The following is a 16,956-nucleotide window of genomic DNA, read 5'->3' as shown; positions in this document are numbered from 1 at the left end:
CAATCGCAATGGACCCAGGTCTACGTTTTGCGATCCGTGAAGGCGGTCGTACAGTTGGTGCTGGTGTAGTTGCTAAAGTAACTGCATAATCGCTGATTGTGTAAGAAAAGCGCCTCTTTGAGGCGCTTTTTTTTGATTCAAACTTTTATAAAACTAAAAATAAATTGTCTGACAATGATTTCAAAAGCTGTCCTTATCTGATATCGGCTTGACCTAAACTGCACTTATGTAAAAAAAATTACCACGTAATATACAGATAAGAATATGAATATTACATTTTTGGGCCTGGGTTGGCCTGATGGGAGTGGTCACATGAATGCGAAAGTAAATATTACCAATCGTGCGGGTGCTAGTTTTCCAATTCGTCGCATGAACTTTGATTTTGATGCTGTACCGGAATATTGGATGAATGGTTCAGCAGGTCTCACTCATTTTATGACCGCATTATCTGCGCTATTTCCAGCAGGTGAAAAGTTTTTTATAGATTCAGTCCGCGCGGTACGTAACCATCCTGCAATTGCCAATAATGAAGCATTACAAAAAGAAATTTCTGCTTTTATTGGTCAGGAAGCCATGCATACTCACGAGCATATCGGCTTTAATGCTTCTGCGCAAAAACATGGGCATGATGTCGAGATGCTTGATCGTTATACCGATAAAGTCATTCAAACGACACGTAAAGTCATGGCTAAACTGGGTAAGCCTGTGGGAATTACCCAAGAAATGGTAGATTTGACTGCAACTACGGCACTTGAGCATTTCACTGCAACCATTGCCTCACAGCTTTTGACCAATAGCCACATTCAGGAATTGATGACAGATGAAACCATGAAAACCATGTGGTTATGGCATGCTATCGAGGAAAATGAACATAAGGCAGTTGCATATGATGTCTTTGAAGGAGTTTTTGGCAAAGGCCTAAAAGCCTATGCACTGCGTACTTCATCCTTGGTCATCGCAATGGCAACCTTATTTGTGGTGCAAAGCTGTTTCCTCGCCCGTTTGCTTAAACAGGATCAGCAGTTTAATCTTGAGTCCTTAAAAGCCATTTATACCTATGCCTATAGTCCTTCTAAAGGTGTCATTACGGGTATGGCGAAAGAAATGCTGATGTATTTTAAACCTGGATTCCATCCGAATGATCATCATACAGATCAACTGTTGGCTACTTGGAAAGCCAAATTGGGTCTGTGACAGAACTGAAGATCAAAGAGCGATTAAAATCGCTCTTTTTTTTGCTCGATTTTTTGGATGAAGTTTCTATAATGCGAGGGTTGATTCTATATAAGATGAACGAAGATGATTCGTTTAATGCAAGCAGCGGATGTAGAAGCCGTGGCAAAGATTGAAAGGTCGGTTCAATCACATCCCTGGACTTTAAAACAGTTCCAAGATGCTGTAACGGCTTATCAAAGTACCGTGATTGAAGTGCAAGGGCAGGTGGCCGGATTTTGTATTTTACAACCAGTGCTGGATGAAGCCAATTTATTGCTCATGGCAATTGATCCGGCACAGCAAGGTCAGGGCTTGGGCTATCAGTTGCTGGAGGCTTCAGTGGCGATGCTAAAAAATAATCCGGTGCAGATTTTCCTGGAAGTGCGCGAGAGTAATCTGGCTGCGATCAAGCTGTATGAAAAATCAGGCTTTCATCAGATTGATCTGCGTAAGAACTATTATCCAAATGCCAACGGAAGCCGTGAACATGCCATCATTATGGTGAAAGCATGTACGGATGATTTTGCTAGTCTGTTTAAATCATAAAAGCTGACGACCTTATTTAATAATCTGGTGATTCCATCCGCTGGGTAAGGTCGTCATTAATGAGTTTCCCAAGTGCTGAATCTCCGTGGCACTTAGGGCATGATTTAAGCGTCGCCATTGTCCATCGATCAAGAGTTCCAGTGGCAGATACTGAGATTTGTAATTCATTTTGCTAGAATGCGGCACCCAATATCCCAGATAGATAAATTGTAAGCCCAGCTTTTGTGCATGTTCAATCTGTTTCAAGATTGCAAAAGCACCAAGTGAGCGGCGATTTTCATCTGGGTCAAAGAAGGTATAGACGGCAGAAATACCATCATCCAGCAAGTCACAGGTTGAAACACTGATTAGACGCTCATCTTGCCATAATTCTAGAAAGAAGCTGTCGGCACAGCTTTGTAATAAAAATTTTTCGAACTGATCCCGAGTGGGTGGGAACATGTCGCCATCTGAGTGGCGTTCATTAATATAGCGTTCATACAGCGCATAATGTAGATCACCGGCGTGCTCTGGACTGGTAATTTTCATCACCAGATCCTGATTCCGTTTCCAGGCTTTTTTTTGTGAACTGTTCATGCGGAATTCAACAACAGGCACACGCGAAGACAGACATTGACGACACAGATGACATTCGGGTCGATACACGAAATCACCACTGCGGCGGAAACCGGTACGTGACAGTTCCGATAAAGTTACGACATCAATTCGATGTGCAGGATCCAGAAAAACCATGCGCGCCGACTTGTTGGGTAAATAGCTACAATCATGCGGCGGCGTAATATAATACTGTAAATCGTTCAGTAGGGCCTTTGGCTGATAAGAGTTCATAACAACTACCCTCTGTTATTTTCATTCACTTAAGCGCGCGTTTTGCGCTATTGTTTTACTTGAAAATACACCTTCCTGATAATTTTTCCAATCGATAGCAGGCTTTTTTACAATATCTTGTAAAGAATTAAGATAGGCTTGGCGAGAAAGTGTGCAGGCACCCAGGCTTAAAAGATGATCGTTGACCAGTTGGCAGTCGATCCAGGGTAGTTTATTTTCCTGTCCAATCAGCATTAAAGTATAGAAAACCATTTTAGAAACATCGGTTTGCGTACTAAACATGGATTCACCAAAACAGCCTTGACCGATGGTCACACCATAAAGTCCACCGACGACGCGATCTTCATCCCAGACCTCAATGCTATAACCATATCCTGCGTCGAACATGTCACAATAGCCTGCGATAATATCTTCACTGATCCAGGTGTCGTCTGCATAAGCACGCGGCAATGAACAGGAACGAATCACCCTTTCAAAAGCATGATTGATTGTAATTTTATAGTCCTGCTTTTTCATATTGCGTAGCAGGGATTTGCTTGGATGATAATCTTCGGGGCGAATAATGCAGCGTGGTTCCGGACTCCACCAGCAAATTGGATCACCTTCTGAAAACCATGGAAATAATCCATGTGTATAGGCTTCATAAAGTGTAGAAGGGGAGAGGTCGGCACCAATACAAATCAGTCCTTCACCTTCAGGATCAACCTCGACCGGATTGGGAAAAATGAATTCTGAGGGAGGAAGTAAAGACATGGCAAACCCGACATAAATCTATAGATAAATCATCATCTCATTCTAGCAATAAAAAAGCCGCCCATAATGGACGGCTTTTTTATTCTTGCTGCTTAGTCTAGTTTGCCCATCGCATCAAGATATTTTTCCGCATCAAGCGCAGCCATACAGCCTGAACCCGCAGAAGTAATGGCCTGACGGTAAATGCTGTCCGCAATGTCACCGGCTGCAAATACACCCGGTACCGAAGTTTGGGTTGCATTACCTGCAGTACCACTTTGCACCTGGATATAACCATCACGAAGCTCTAACTGGCCTTCGAACATGGCGCTATTTGGCTTATGACCAATCGCCACAAACATACCTGTCACATCAACGTTTTGAGTAGAATCATCTTGAGTTGATTTAAGACGAACTGAGGTTACGCCAGATTGCGCATCACCGAGTACTTCATCGACCTGATGGTTCCAGATAATACTGATCTTGCCTTCTTTTTCTTTGGCAAATAAATGATTTTGTAGGATTTTTTCAGAGCGTAATGAATCACGACGGTGAACCAGAGTCACGTGAGACGCAATATTGGATAAGTACAATGCTTCTTCAACAGCGGTATTACCGCCCCCTACAACCATCACTTTCTGGTTTTTATAGAAGAAACCATCACAGGTTGCGCAAGCACTGACACCTTGACCCATATAGGCTGCTTCAGATTCCAGACCGAGGTATTGGGCCGTTGCACCAGTACAAATGATCAAGGCATCACAGGTGAATTCTTCCATATCGCCTTTTAACACGAACGGGCGCTGGCTAAGATCCACTTCATTGATATGGTCATACACGATTTCAGTGCCAAAACGCTCTGCATGTGCCTGCATACGTTCCATCAATGCGGGACCAGTCAAACCTTCGGGATCACCCGGCCAGTTATCGACGTCAGTCGTCGTGGTCAGCTGACCGCCCAGTTGCAAGCCTGCAATCAGGGTAGGTTTCAAGTTTGCACGCGCTGCATATACTGCTGCGCTATAGCCTGCAGGGCCAGAACCTAAAATAATCAGTCGTAAGTGACGTGCGCTCATCAGCTGTATCCTTTTTTATTTAGAAATTTATTGAATTATACGTGAAACTGTATAACAGTGGTGTGAGATTAAAGTCGATATTATTGATCATTGAAATCGATTTGGGCTATATAGCATAAGTAACATTGTGCTTGCACAATAGTGCATCTTTTTTCACAGAACAGGTGCATAATATGCATTTTATTGCGTCGCTTTTTTCAAGCATTGAAGCAAAAGAATATTCATGAAGAATTGGTTACAGGACAGTATATGACAGCGGTGTCGAGTGCCTATGCACAGCGCTTAGTAATGACATTATTTTTAGTCTCATTTGGGATTTATCTGTTTCTTGCAACAGTGACCTATACGCCATTTGATCCGGGGTGGATGCATATCTCCAGTGATACGCAGACCGTTTCGAATGCCAGTGGGGTAGCGGGTGCCTGGATTGCAGACCTTTTGTTTGGCTTCCTTGGTTGGGCAAGTCTGCTGATCCCTGTCTATCTGTTTATGGAAGCGATTCAGGTCTGGTGGCCGCGTAGCTTCCTGAACCGGCCATTTCGCTATGCTGCGCAATTCTTCCTGTTGCTGACCACCTCAGCGCTATTGTTTTTATTTTGGCAAGTCCCTGCTGATACGCTGGATAATTCTTCCGGCGGTATTATTGGCTATGAATTAGGCCAGAGTCTGGAACAACTGCTGACAGTATACGGTGCAGCATTCTTCCTGCTGGTGCTTTGGGTGGTGCTATTTACCTTGGCGTTTGGGGTGAAATGGAACAAGACCTGGAGCAGCCTCAAAGCAACCCCTGCTTATTTACAAGACCTATTCTACCGCAATGTGCCTGAAGGCATGTCTGATTTTGACCGGACTGCACCTGTCGCCAAAAAAGAGCCAGTCATTAGTGCAAAAAAAGTAGCGGTTGCAGTAACACCTGCGCCTGAGCATCAACTGGTAGAAATAGATCCGGTGGTGCGCGATCAGGTGGCTGAACGCTTATTTGATGATTTTGCCGATAAAGAATCACAACAACCGCAGTTTTATGAGGATATTCCTGAGGCTGAGCAGCAGGCTCCTGAGCCAGTCGAGACATTTAAGCAAGTACAGCAAGTGCCTCAACAGCCGGATCGTGTGGTAGCGACAGGCGAGGTGTGGCGTGCCTTACATTCAAATGAAGATCAGCGCCATAAACAGGATATTGATGCCTTACTCAAAGCAGCCGAAGAAGAACAGCTTAATTCTCCAGTCTCACATATAACCGCTCCTCAACCTGTTTCAGCACAGACTCATGCTCACACCAGAACCGCATCGGCTCCGCATACAGGCCTGGACTGGGATGATGATGAAATCTTTGATGAACTTCTGGCTGCAGTTCCGCAAGGCAAAACTGCGACCGATGTGCATAGTCCATTCAATACAGCGCCAGCCGAAAAGACGGCAAGAATTGTAGAAGACATGACCAATGTTGCACCTGTCATGGCGTCTATGACAACGGCACATGTCGTGAAAAATAGCGCATTACAGGCCGATCTGGATGACCTGGGTGATTTACTGATTGAAGAAGATGAGCCAAGCCAACCAGTACGTGCATCAAGCTATGCCCAATCTTCTGCTTTTGTTCAGGCACCAATTCAGCATCAGGGTATAGAGCAACCAGTATCTCCTCCTTCTGCAACTCATGCAGCAGTACGCGAGGCTTTATCTAAAGAAGAATTTGTAGAAGCCTGGCAAGAAACGGCTGGTAAACCACAAGATGAAGACGAGTTTGATTTTGATGCTCCTTTAACTGATGCTTCAGGCCGTCCGATGTCACGTGCCATGCAGGTGGTGGAGCGCCGAAAAGATTTATCACCGCTTCCAGGTCTGGATTTACTGGATGAAGTCGATCCGAATAAAAAAGTGAATTTTACTGAAGAGCAGCTGGCACGTTTATCTGAATTGCTTGAAATCAAGTTGCAAGAATTCAACGTCAAAGCCAAAGTGGTAGAAGCACAGCCAGGCCCAGTCGTGACACGTTTTGAACTGGATCTGGCGCCAGGGGTAAAAGCCTCTAAAGTGACCAATATTTCGCGTGATTTGGCACGTTCGATGTCGATGGCATCGGTGCGTGTAGTTGAAGTCATTCCGGGCAAACCGTATATCGGAATTGAAGTACCAAACAGTACCCGTGAAATGGTCCGTTTGATCGAACTTTTGACCATTCCAGCCTTCACTGATCCGAATAGCATCCTCTCCATGGCAATGGGTAAGGATATTTCCGGTAATCCGGTGATTGCTGATCTGGGTAAAGCGCCGCATATGCTGGTGGCAGGAACCACAGGTTCCGGTAAATCGGTGGCGGTCAACTCGATGATTCTATCGATGTTGCTGAAATATACACCGGATGAATTGCGTCTTATTCTGATCGATCCGAAGCAGCTGGAACTGGCGAACTATAACGATATTCCACATTTATTGACGCCTGTAGTTACCGATATGAAAGATGCGGTCAGCGCATTGAACTGGTGTGTCAATGAAATGGAACGTCGTTATAAACTGATGTCTTTCCTGAAAATCCGTAAACTGAGCGACTATAACCGCAAAGTGGAAGAGGCGATTGCCAATGGTGAAGACCTGATCGATCCAACCTGGAAAGCCAGCGATTCTGTTGTGGGTGAGCGTGCGCCGCGGTTAACACCGTTGCCTTCTATTGTGATTGTTGCGGATGAGTTCGCGGATATGATCATGCAGGTGGGTAAAAAAGCCGAAGAAATGATTACCCGTCTGGCACAAAAATCACGTGCTGCTGGTATTCACCTGTTGCTTGCGACCCAGCGTCCATCAGTAGACGTAATCACCGGTTTGATCAAAGCCAATATTCCGACGCGTGTTGCATTGCGGGTCAACTCCAAGATCGATTCGCGTACCATTCTGGATGCGGGTGGTGCTGAAGACTTACTTGGTCATGGTGACATGCTATTCCTCGGCCCGGGTAAAATTGAACCTGAGCGTGTGCATGGTGCATTTATTGCCGATGATGAAGTAAACCGGATCTGTGATGCATGGCGTGAACGTGGTTCACCAAACTATGTCGACGAGATCCTGACACCGTTTGATGAAGAGCCATCGGGTCGCGGTTTTGAAGATGGGGGCGACGGTGGATCAGACCGCGATGCACTGTATGACCAGTGTGTGGCTTTTGTACTAGAAACCCGTAAGGCTTCCACTTCATCCTTACAGCGAAAATTTAGTCTGGGTTATAACCGTGCTGCACGAATCATTGACCAGATGGAAGAAAATGGCATTGTCAGCGGCATGGGGGCCAACGGCAAACGCGAGATTCTGGTTTAGTTTCACAATCTTTGCAATAAAAAGGCCTGCATGATGCAGGCCTTTTTTGTAAAGGAGTTATTCAATTTTAGACCACTGTAAATAAACATCTTTCTTAAAATTAATTAAGGTCTTTTCTTCAAGCGGTTTATTTATATTTCGGCGAACTTGCTCAATTGCATCATTTAATTTTTCTTGATGAGCATAAACGGCAATGAATTGATTATAGTCTTGGATATATTCCTTGAACTTTTCAGATAAAAGACGATTAAAAATCTGCTTAAATTCTCGACTTGTAGTACCTTGTGATTCATGACCAGTAAAGGGATCTAAGTATTTTGGTATATAGGCAATATTCCATGGTGCAGTAAATAAAAGCGGGTTTTTAGTACGGCCAAACAAATGTGAGATTTGATAATTCATAATTCTTATTTTTGGACCATCTACGCGCTTAGTTTTTTTACAATATGGTGTTAAATCTTTCAGAATTTTAGCGGGAATATCATTGTTAGTACGGTCAATATGAATATTCTGATGATTAAAAAGAATTTTATAAAGTTCTTGAAATAGATTTGAATTTATACCGTTACGTCCATAACTTCGTATAGTCATAGGTGTATTATTTAAAAGATCCTGTTTTAAATTATTCCATCTTCGATCAATTTCTGTATCTTGGATATAAATAATATTATTTATACTTGATTTAAAAAATATTTATTTATCAATAAGTTCAAATAGTTTTTCATAAGCATCTAACATATATAATCTCTGAAATAAGTTTTGATATTAAAAAAGCCTGCTTTCAAAGCAGGCTTTTTTATGTATTTTTGACTCAGGCAAATTTTGCCAATACATCCAGGAACTCGGCACTTTGACGCGGGAAAGTGGCAATCACGTCATGAATGCGTTGTCCTTCCGGATTGGTTGCATTGACATCACGGCCATCAGCGACAAATTTCGTCAACAGGCGTTCATAATCGAATGGACGCATATGCTTGAAAGCATGATACAGCACGTGAAAATCAGCATTAACACCTGCAGGAGGAAGCTGATTCAAGTAGGCAAATACACGCTCATCTGACCATTCTTCGTTAAAGGTCGCTGGTTGAGATAATGCCATCGCAATTTCCTTGATCTAATGTAGTTTTTTCGGCATGAAAAAAGGCAAAATATGAGACTAGATTAGCAAAGCACTGCTTTGCCTAGTCGCAAGACTTGAAGCTATGCTTCAAGTGGGCGGAATATAGCTAAACTACTATTTCTACCACTCTCATATTTTGCCTTGAATCAATTTACTTGACCAATCAAAAATCAGATTATCGTTCTTCAGGTAAATTGATATTCATTTCAAGCATTTCAATATTGGCTTCAGAACGGACCTGCATTTGAATATGCTGTTCATCGACACCGCGAACATAACGATTGACCACTTGCATGATTTCAGTCTTCATCTGGTCAATTTTGTCCTGGCTCAAGCGACGACCCAAGCCCTGTTCGGATGCAACGATCACCTTCAAACGGTCTTTAGCAGTCCGTGCGCTTGATGGTTTATCCTCGCCACTAAAAAGTTTACTCCAGAATCCTGCCATGTCTACGCTCCAAATAGTCGTGCTAACCAGCCCTTAGGTTTTACCTCGATATGACGGTAAGGACGCTCTTCGCCAAGGAAACGCGCAACCAGATCATCATAGGCCTGACCTGCAGAAGCTTCAGTGAAAAGAATCACCGGCTTACCTTCATTCGATGCCTGTAAAACGCTTGGACACTCAGGAATAACGCCCAAGGTCGGTACACGTAAAATATCCTTAGAAATATCATCAATCGTTAGCATTTCCTGTTTATCGGCACGTTCCGGATTGAAACGGGTAATACACAGATGCTTACGAATGCGACCTTCGTTTTGTTCTACTTTTTTAGTTTTACTGTCGAGCATACCAATGATACGGTCAGAGTCACGTACTGAAGAAATCTCAGGGTTGGTCACAATGATGGCTTCATCCGCATGATACATGGCCAAAATAGCACCACGCTCAATACCGGCAGGCGAATCACAGATAATATAATCAAATTCCTGCGAAAGCTCATCCATTACACGAGCAACACCTTCATCGGTTAAGGCATCTTTATCACGTGTTTGTGATGCAGGTAAAATATATAAATTTTCAATATCTTTATCGCGAATCAGTGCTTGTTGTAATCGTGCTTCGTTATTTAAAACATTCACAAAATCATAAACTACACGGCGTTCACAGCCCATAATCAAATCAAGGTTACGTAAACCTACATCAAAATCAATAACAACAGTTTTGTGACCGCGTAGGGCTAAACCTGTTGCAAAAGATGCACTCGTTGTAGTTTTACCTACACCACCTTTGCCTGACGTTACGACAACAATTTTCGCCACCGAATCCACTCCTGTTATGGTTCAAATACCCTGTTTAAAATGGGGTTTTTGGTGTTTATTTATACATTAAAATTGTAGAGCTTCAAATACAAGCTCTAGTTGATCATTCAAGTAAATATGCACAGATTTTTTAACTACATGCGGTGGAATATCATCCGCCACACAATAGGTTCCTGCAATTGAAATCAGTTCTGCTTCGAGACTATGACAGAAAATGCGTGCTGCAGTATTGCCACCCGCACCCGCAATGACCCGACCACGTGCGCTGCCATAAACATGAATATTGCCTGAAGCAATCACTTCTGAGCCACTGTTGATACCGGCATTAATAATAATGTCGCCATTATGCTGCACGATACATTGGCCGGTACGCAGGATTTCATCATGATATGAGGTGATATGCGCGACGATCGGAGCAGCAGGTGCTTGATTATCATTCACCGCTGTAGGTTCTGGTTTAACTTCCACGACCTGTTCTTTGGTGGCTTTAATTTCTTCTAACTGGCGATCAGGTGGCAGTACCGGGAACTGAATGGCGCGCGCCTGATCTCCAAGTAAACCCTCAGTAACAGCCATAGGCTGTACATCCAGACTGATTAATAGTTGAATTAGCGCAATGAGTTCCTGTTCAACTGAACTTTCTATGACTGCCAAAGTGCCGGGTGGAAATGCTGCTTGTAGTTTTGGGCTAAGTTGCTGGCGGATTGCATCATGATCATTGGTATCTAGGCTAATGCGTATCGCATTGACCATTCTGCCTTTTATCCGTATATCAGCCATAATTCTTCCTTAAATACTTCTGACGTGCTGGTTTTGTGTCGAAGCAATGTTGTAAATAGTGCAAATCCTAGAACAAATTGCAGTAATTCTCTAGCGATCTCAGTTATTTTTTTATGCGAACAGAACCGGACGGATTGATCTGATTCTGTACTTTAAACTTTACTTATCTATTGAGCTCTGATTTTGCTCATGTTCTTCTAGAATCTGTTGCCACTGTTTGACTTTTACCTGTTTTCGGATCGCTTCAAGTGTTTCAAAAACAGCCGATTCAACCAATTTATCAATATGTGGATTATGTTCAATCTGTATCTGGCTGATTTTATCTGAAATTAGGGTAAAAGTCGGATTTTCTTTTGTACCTGTATGGGTAAACGGCTCAATCAGGCCCTGAGTAATATTTTCGCCCAAGCGTTGACCAATACTTTGAATTTGCTGTTCAATCCGGCTGCCCACAATTGGAATCAGACGCAGCAGCTGAGTAAGTTCTGGAGTATCTTCAATCGCCTGATTGACTACTTGCCCTACATTTTTAGCGATCATGGAACGTTGTGATTGTAATTCCTTACCCAAAGATTCTTGCAAGATATCTGCCAAAGCAATGGCCAGTAATTTACGGTGATGTTCCACCAAATCATCAATTAACTGTTTATGTGATGTGCTTGTGGTCAGTTCACGCTTGATACCATCCAGTACGGTAAGTACCACCCGGCTGGAAAGCTCTTCCATCAGCATGTTGTAATAAAAGTTACCTTGGCGATACCAGCGGTTGGGAATTACTTTATAACCATGACTATGCAGGTTGTAGCCAATAGCAACCGCACGTAGCAGGCGCAGAAAACGTAGCTGAGGGATAATGGATAAAATTTCATACCAGTGTACAAAAGGGAAGAACCACCAGCGTCGATGATGACGCAGGACAATTGCGATAACCCAGCGTGCCAGTAATTCACAGACCAAGAAAGTGGTAAACCAGCCCTCGGTAATGATGACCCAAGGGCGTAAATCACTTTTATAAAACTGCAAGATTTCCGGTAAACGAATAAAGTCAAACAACCACTGACCAAAATCGCTCATTAAAATGGCGTTGGCACTGAGACAGAACAGATTGATGATGATTAAAACCATCATGAAAATGTCGTAAATCAGTGCAATTTTCCAGCCCCAGGTTCCTTTACGAACAAATTTAAAGGAGCTGGACGTAATGTCCGGGTTGTCGTTCTTCATAATTACTCAGTTACAGATCCGACCGGGGCTTGGGCAAAGTTCTGCTGCATTTGTGCGATGAGCTGATCTTTTTCGGTCCAGATTTGATCAATCCATTTTTGAAAGCGTGCACGATATTCAGCATCATCTTCATAATTGCCGCCCAGTACCCAGTCTGGAATATCAATTTTTCTTAAATTTACCGCAATACGTGGTACTTCACCTAACCAGAATTCACCATAGCCCGGAATACCGTCAGGATAAACAATGGTCATGTCGACCAGCGCATCAATTTTATCGCCGAGAATACTGAGCGCCGATGCTAGACCACCGGCTTTAGGTTTCAGTAAATGTGTATAGGGAGACTGCTGCTGATCATGCTTTTCCTGGGTAAAGCGCGTGCCTTCCAGATAATTTAACAGGGTAAAAGGCTGACTGATCAGCTGCTCACAGGATTTACGTGCTTCTTCCATATCCCGATATTTCAACGCAGGGTTTTTGGCAATCTGTTCCTTGCTATGCCGTTTCATCATCGGGAAGCCTAAGATTTTAAAAGCCTGACCGACAAAAGGAATAAAAATAAGTTCCCATTTAGTAAAGAAGCGCGTCAGGGGCATACGGGTCAGACCGAAGTACTGATTGACAGTAGTATCGACCCAGCTTTGATGATTACAGGTCATCAAATAACGTCCCTGCATATTCAAATCCAGTGATTCATCTACACTGATTTGCCATTGCGTGTTTTTCAGCACATGCTCAATCAGCCAATTATTGACCCCTAACCAGCTGTTGGTAATCTTGATATTGGTTTCATCCACTTTTGCGGATTTTTTAAAAAGTTTGGTTAAACCCAAGGCCAGCACCGGGGGACCATGAAAAAAAGTACTGCCCGTCATGACGGATGTGACCGTCAGGCCACGCGCCAGTTTTTTTAAAGTCGGTTGTTTGTTGCTATTCGATGACATATCCAAACAGTCCCCAGAGATTAATCACTTAAATTTTTTCATATTTTGAGTAATATAGAGACAGTTAGGCAAATAAAAAAGCCTAAACAGGAAACTATGAAGATATTGTGACGAACTACTTGGTTTTAGTTACATATAAACATTACAAAATATTACTAAACGATTTATTATTAACAAAAATTCAATGGTTAGCCCATTCAATTTAAATCATTATCTCGCTTAACAACAAAGCATACAACAAGGAGTCATGCGATGCGTGCACTAGTCATTTCAGCAGCTGTAGCAGGGGCCGTAGCACTTACAGGTTGTCAATCAACTGGTAATAACATCGGTGGTGTGGAATATGATAAAGCTGCTCTAGGTACTTTAATTGGTGCTGCAGCAGGTTACGGTGTTTCTAAAGGCAATGCGAATACCAGCCGTCAAAATAACCGTGCAGCAGCGATTGGTGCTGTTGTTGGTGGTGCAGCGGGTGTGTATCTTGATAACAAAGAGAAAAAATTACGTCAAGCAACAGCGGGTACGGGCGTAGACGTTAACCGTAATGCAGATGGTTCGATTAACCTTGTGATGCCAGGCAGCATTACATTTGACACGAACAAGTCAAATATCAAACCAAACTTTTATGGCACTTTGAACAAAGTAGCGCAAGTATTAACTGAAGATAACAAGAGCGGTATTCTTGTAACTGGTTATACAGACAGCACGGGTAATGACTCAATTAACTTGCCATTGTCTCAAGCACGCGCAAACTCTGTAGCGACTTACTTGGCAGGCCAAGGTGTTTCACGTACACGTATTAATGCTCAAGGTTTAGGTTCAGCGAACCCAATTGCAGACAATACAACTGCTGCAGGTAAAGAGCAAAACCGTCGTGTAGAAATCGCGGTATATGCAGTTCAATAATTCTTGAACGCTTAAGAAAAAACCACCTTCGGGTGGTTTTTTTATATCTGAATATTGACCTGATTAATCGTATTTTAAATTAGGCAACTGACGCAGAGATGACTATAATCGGAGCCGAATCTAGAAGAGGAAGCCATATGTCACTCGCCAGTCAGTTAAATGACAAGCAACTTGAAGCCATGAAATACACTCAAGGACCCTTGTTAGTACTTGCAGGAGCGGGTTCAGGCAAGACTTCAGTGATCACGCGAAAAATCGCGTATTTAGTCAAGCATTGCGGGATTCCCGCACATCGTATTACTGCGATGACTTTTACCAACAAGGCAGCACGTGAGATGAAAGAGCGTGTCAGCAAATTGTTGACGCGTGAAGAAAGTAAAGGCGTTTCAGTTTCGACCTTCCATACTTTTGGCCTGAATATGCTGCGCCTGGAGTTGAAACATACCCCACTGAAAAATAATTTCTCGATTCTGGATGCTGACGACTGTAAACGCATTCTGATGGATCTGATGCAGCGTGACAATTTATCCGGTGCAGAAAGCAAAGAACTGATTGCCAAAGCCATGAAAATGATCTCGGACTGGAAAAATGATCTGATTCCACCCGAGCAGGCACATACTACCTGTGAAACTGCCGAAGATGTGCAGTTTGCGCATTTATATCAATTATATGAACGTAATTTGCGTGCCTATAACGCCGTGGATTTTGATGACCTGATTGTGATGCCAACGCGCTTGCTGCAGGAAAATGCCGAAGTTCGTGACAAATGGCAAAATCGCGTGCGTTATTTGCTGGTCGATGAATATCAGGATACCAATACGGCGCAGTATATTCTGGTGAAATTACTGGTTGGCGTGATGGGACAGTTCACCGCCGTAGGCGATGATGACCAGTCGATTTATGCCTGGCGTGGTGCTAAACCGGAAAATATGGCCTTGCTGCAGCAGGATTTTCCTAATTTAAAAGTGATTAAACTGGAACAGAACTATCGTTCGACCAGTCGTATTCTCAAAGCAGCCAACACCGTGATTGGTAATAATCCGCATATTTTTGATAAAAAGCTTTGGTCGGACAAAGGCCATGGTGAAGTGATCCGTGTGATTACCTGCCGCAATGATGATGATGAAGCAGAACGCGTGGTTAAAGACCTGATCACGCATAAATTGATGAACGGTAAAAGCTGGAAAGATTATGCGGTGTTGTACCGCGGCAATTTCCAGGCGCGTATTTTAGAAACCCATCTGCGCCAGATGCAGATTCCGTATAAATTATCTGGCGGACAGTCCTTCTTCGCACGTGCCGAAATCAAGGACATGATGAGCTATTTACGCTTGATCATTAACCCTGAAGATGACAGTGCATTTTTACGAATTATCAATACGCCAAAACGGGCAATTGGTCCGGTAACGCTGGAAAAGCTCGGTCTATTTGCTCAGGAAAATAATCTGTCGCTTCTGGCTGCGGCTGCGGATCAGCGTCTGACCATGGCGATTCCGAAAAAGGCCACGACTCAATTGGCTGAGTTTGCCGATTTTATTGAGGGTTTTACCCGCAATTTACTGGATGATGATGAACCAGTGCCAATTATCCGCCAGATGATGATTGAAGCCGGTTATATCGATTACATCAAGGAAACTGCAGCCACACCAGCGCAGGAAAAGACCAAGCTCGACAATATCGAAGTGCTCTATAGCAGCATTCAAAGCCTGATTAACCGCGCTGAAGATGTTGATGAAAAAAATATTGAAAGTGTGATTCGTAAAATGGTGCTGCTGGACATGCTCGAGCAGCAGCAGGAAGAAGAGGACACCGATAAAGTCAATTTATTGACTTTGCATGCGTCTAAAGGTCTGGAATTTCCTTATGTCTATCTGATCGGGCTGGAAGAAGAAATTCTGCCACATAAAAACTCGATCGCTGCAGAAACGGTCGAAGAGGAACGCCGTCTGATGTATGTGGGTATTACCCGTGCACGTCAGGGCTTGACCATTACTTTGGCAGAACAGCGCAAGGCGGGCGGGCAGATGAAGCAAATGACCCCAAGCCGTTTCCTGGATGAATTACCAGAAGATGAGCTGGAATGGTTAGGTCGTAAGAAAAAGCTGGCAAGCAACATCGATCCGAAATTACAAGCCCAACATTATCTTGATAATTTGCGTAACCTCATCAAACGATAAGGTGCAGCGCTGTCACTTATTTTAAATGAAACAACAGGAATGAATACATGAAAGTTCAGGTGAAAGTCCTTGACTCGCGTCTTGGTCAGGAATGGCCATTACCGACTTATGCTACGACAGGTTCAGCGGGGCTGGATTTGCGTGCGTGTGTTGCAGAAACCACAATCATTGAACCAGGCCAAACGGTTTTGGTAAAAACTGGTTTAGCAATCTATATTGAAGATCCTGCATTTGCTGGTCTGATCTTGCCACGTTCGGGTTTGGGCCATAAACATGGGATCGTGTTGGGTAACCTGGTCGGTTTAATTGATTCTGATTATCAGGGTGAATTGATGGTATCCGTTTGGAACCGTAGTCAGACGGCATTCAGCTTAGAGCCAGGTGAACGTTTGGCGCAGTATGTGTTGGTTCCTGTGGTACAAGCTGAATTCGATCTGGTGAATGAATTCGAAGCGACTGAACGCGGTGCTGGCGGTTTTGGTCATACGGGTAAAAACTAAGTTTTAATCATGGTTTACATTCATTAACTGGATGTAAGCCATTTTTAGTTGATTAGATTAAATATTAAAAAAAATGAGTGGGTTGAAATATATTTAAAAAATAAAACCTTATTTTTCGGCCAAGTAGAATTATTTAAATCTAAAATTGATGTAGTGATCAAATATCTAATCAGATGAAACTCAAAATAAATATAATTAAATAATCATTGTTTAATTACAAGAATCCTATAATTCTAAAGTTGTAGATTAGATCTCTTGCGAAAGTAAAAAATTGTTTATACTAGCCCCATGAAATATGAAAATTTAACTCGATTTAATGATGGGGAATTTAAACGA

Annotated in this window: 17 protein-coding genes; 7 read left to right on the top strand and 10 right to left on the bottom strand. The window is 43.0% G+C overall.

What is annotated here, in order from left to right; all coding sequences use genetic code 11:
- From NI464_RS14765 to rimI, 3 genes are all read left to right on the top strand, one after another.
- Nucleotides 1-89, top strand: an 89-nt coding sequence (locus NI464_RS14765; protein WP_445585614.1) for an EF-Tu C-terminal domain-related protein, incomplete at its 5' end; no start/stop codon positions are given.
- A 223-nt stretch (nucleotides 90-312) separates the two neighbouring features.
- The gene (locus tag NI464_RS14760; RefSeq protein WP_253139315.1) at nucleotides 313-1,194 is read left to right on the top strand and encodes a metal-dependent hydrolase; all 882 of its coding nucleotides are present in this window, start codon (nucleotides 313-315) and stop codon (nucleotides 1,192-1,194) included.
- A 105-nt stretch (nucleotides 1,195-1,299) separates the two neighbouring features.
- Nucleotides 1,300-1,761 (top strand): ribosomal protein S18-alanine N-acetyltransferase, encoded by a 462-nt coding sequence (rimI, locus tag NI464_RS14755; protein ID WP_168386745.1) that lies wholly within the window; start codon nucleotides 1,300-1,302, stop codon nucleotides 1,759-1,761.
- 12 nt (nucleotides 1,762-1,773) lie between these two features.
- Here rimI and NI464_RS14750 read toward each other — a convergent pair whose 3' ends face one another.
- From NI464_RS14750 to trxB, 3 genes are all read right to left on the bottom strand, one after another.
- Nucleotides 1,774-2,589 carry an arginyltransferase gene (locus NI464_RS14750; RefSeq protein WP_253139312.1) on the bottom strand — a complete coding sequence of 272 codons (816 nt, stop codon included), beginning with the start codon at nucleotides 2,587-2,589 and terminating at the stop codon, nucleotides 1,774-1,776.
- A gap of 21 nt (nucleotides 2,590-2,610) precedes the next feature.
- The gene (gene aat, locus NI464_RS14745) at nucleotides 2,611-3,342 is read right to left on the bottom strand and encodes a leucyl/phenylalanyl-tRNA--protein transferase (protein WP_253139309.1); all 732 of its coding nucleotides are present in this window, start codon (nucleotides 3,340-3,342) and stop codon (nucleotides 2,611-2,613) included.
- 92 nt (nucleotides 3,343-3,434) lie between these two features.
- Nucleotides 3,435-4,397: a thioredoxin-disulfide reductase gene (gene trxB, locus NI464_RS14740; protein WP_253139306.1), complete on the bottom strand. Its 963-nt coding sequence runs from the start codon at nucleotides 4,395-4,397 to the stop codon at nucleotides 3,435-3,437.
- Nucleotides 4,398-4,646: 249 nt separating this feature from the next.
- Between trxB and NI464_RS14735 the strand changes: the two genes are divergently transcribed.
- Nucleotides 4,647-7,706 (top strand): DNA translocase FtsK, encoded by a 3,060-nt coding sequence (locus NI464_RS14735; RefSeq protein ID WP_114541556.1) that lies wholly within the window; start codon nucleotides 4,647-4,649, stop codon nucleotides 7,704-7,706.
- Between the two features lie 57 nt (nucleotides 7,707-7,763).
- Here the strand turns inward: NI464_RS14735 and NI464_RS14730 are convergent, their stop codons facing one another.
- From NI464_RS14730 to NI464_RS14700, 7 genes are all read right to left on the bottom strand, one after another.
- On the bottom strand, nucleotides 7,764-8,297 hold the full coding sequence (locus NI464_RS14730) for a hypothetical protein (RefSeq protein ID WP_005251133.1): 534 nt from the start codon (nucleotides 8,295-8,297) through the stop codon (nucleotides 7,764-7,766).
- Between the two features lie 220 nt (nucleotides 8,298-8,517).
- Nucleotides 8,518-8,805 carry a PA4642 family protein gene (locus NI464_RS14725; RefSeq protein WP_004279254.1) on the bottom strand — a complete coding sequence of 96 codons (288 nt, stop codon included), beginning with the start codon at nucleotides 8,803-8,805 and terminating at the stop codon, nucleotides 8,518-8,520.
- Between the two features lie 196 nt (nucleotides 8,806-9,001).
- Nucleotides 9,002-9,274 carry a cell division topological specificity factor MinE gene (gene minE, locus NI464_RS14720; protein ID WP_004279256.1) on the bottom strand — a complete coding sequence of 91 codons (273 nt, stop codon included), beginning with the start codon at nucleotides 9,272-9,274 and terminating at the stop codon, nucleotides 9,002-9,004.
- A gap of 2 nt (nucleotides 9,275-9,276) precedes the next feature.
- Nucleotides 9,277-10,089 carry a septum site-determining protein MinD gene (gene minD / locus NI464_RS14715; RefSeq protein ID WP_004646120.1) on the bottom strand — a complete coding sequence of 271 codons (813 nt, stop codon included), beginning with the start codon at nucleotides 10,087-10,089 and terminating at the stop codon, nucleotides 9,277-9,279.
- 66 nt (nucleotides 10,090-10,155) lie between these two features.
- A complete protein-coding gene (gene minC, locus NI464_RS14710; protein WP_114541550.1) occupies nucleotides 10,156-10,869 on the bottom strand; it encodes a septum site-determining protein MinC in 714 nt (237 codons plus the stop codon).
- Between the two features lie 159 nt (nucleotides 10,870-11,028).
- Complete coding sequence (locus NI464_RS14705) at nucleotides 11,029-12,093, bottom strand: preprotein translocase subunit SecA (RefSeq protein ID WP_180181424.1); 1,065 nt, start codon at nucleotides 12,091-12,093, stop codon at nucleotides 11,029-11,031.
- Between the two features lie 2 nt (nucleotides 12,094-12,095).
- Nucleotides 12,096-13,037 carry an acyltransferase gene (locus NI464_RS14700; RefSeq protein ID WP_164543262.1) on the bottom strand — a complete coding sequence of 314 codons (942 nt, stop codon included), beginning with the start codon at nucleotides 13,035-13,037 and terminating at the stop codon, nucleotides 12,096-12,098.
- A 252-nt stretch (nucleotides 13,038-13,289) separates the two neighbouring features.
- On the opposite strand from NI464_RS14700, the gene NI464_RS14695 reads away from it, so the two are divergent.
- From NI464_RS14695 to dut, 3 genes are all read left to right on the top strand, one after another.
- Nucleotides 13,290-13,943, top strand: a complete 654-nt coding sequence (locus tag NI464_RS14695) for a YiaD family glycine zipper/OmpA-like lipoprotein (RefSeq protein ID WP_004646124.1) — start codon at nucleotides 13,290-13,292, stop codon at nucleotides 13,941-13,943.
- A 137-nt stretch (nucleotides 13,944-14,080) separates the two neighbouring features.
- Nucleotides 14,081-16,120 carry a UvrD-helicase domain-containing protein gene (locus NI464_RS14690; RefSeq protein WP_005104798.1) on the top strand — a complete coding sequence of 680 codons (2,040 nt, stop codon included), beginning with the start codon at nucleotides 14,081-14,083 and terminating at the stop codon, nucleotides 16,118-16,120.
- Nucleotides 16,121-16,167: 47 nt separating this feature from the next.
- Nucleotides 16,168-16,620, top strand: a complete 453-nt coding sequence (gene dut / locus NI464_RS14685; protein ID WP_004646127.1) for a dUTP diphosphatase — start codon at nucleotides 16,168-16,170, stop codon at nucleotides 16,618-16,620.
- Nucleotides 16,621-16,956 lie beyond the last annotated feature (336 nt).

Origin of the sequence: Acinetobacter lwoffii, from assembly GCF_024129685.1 — a bacterium.
Classification (GTDB): Bacteria; Pseudomonadota; Gammaproteobacteria; order Pseudomonadales; family Moraxellaceae; genus Acinetobacter; species Acinetobacter lwoffii_X.
The sequence above is the reverse complement of the archived record's forward strand: the minus strand, read 5'-3'. Positions and strand labels throughout refer to the sequence as shown.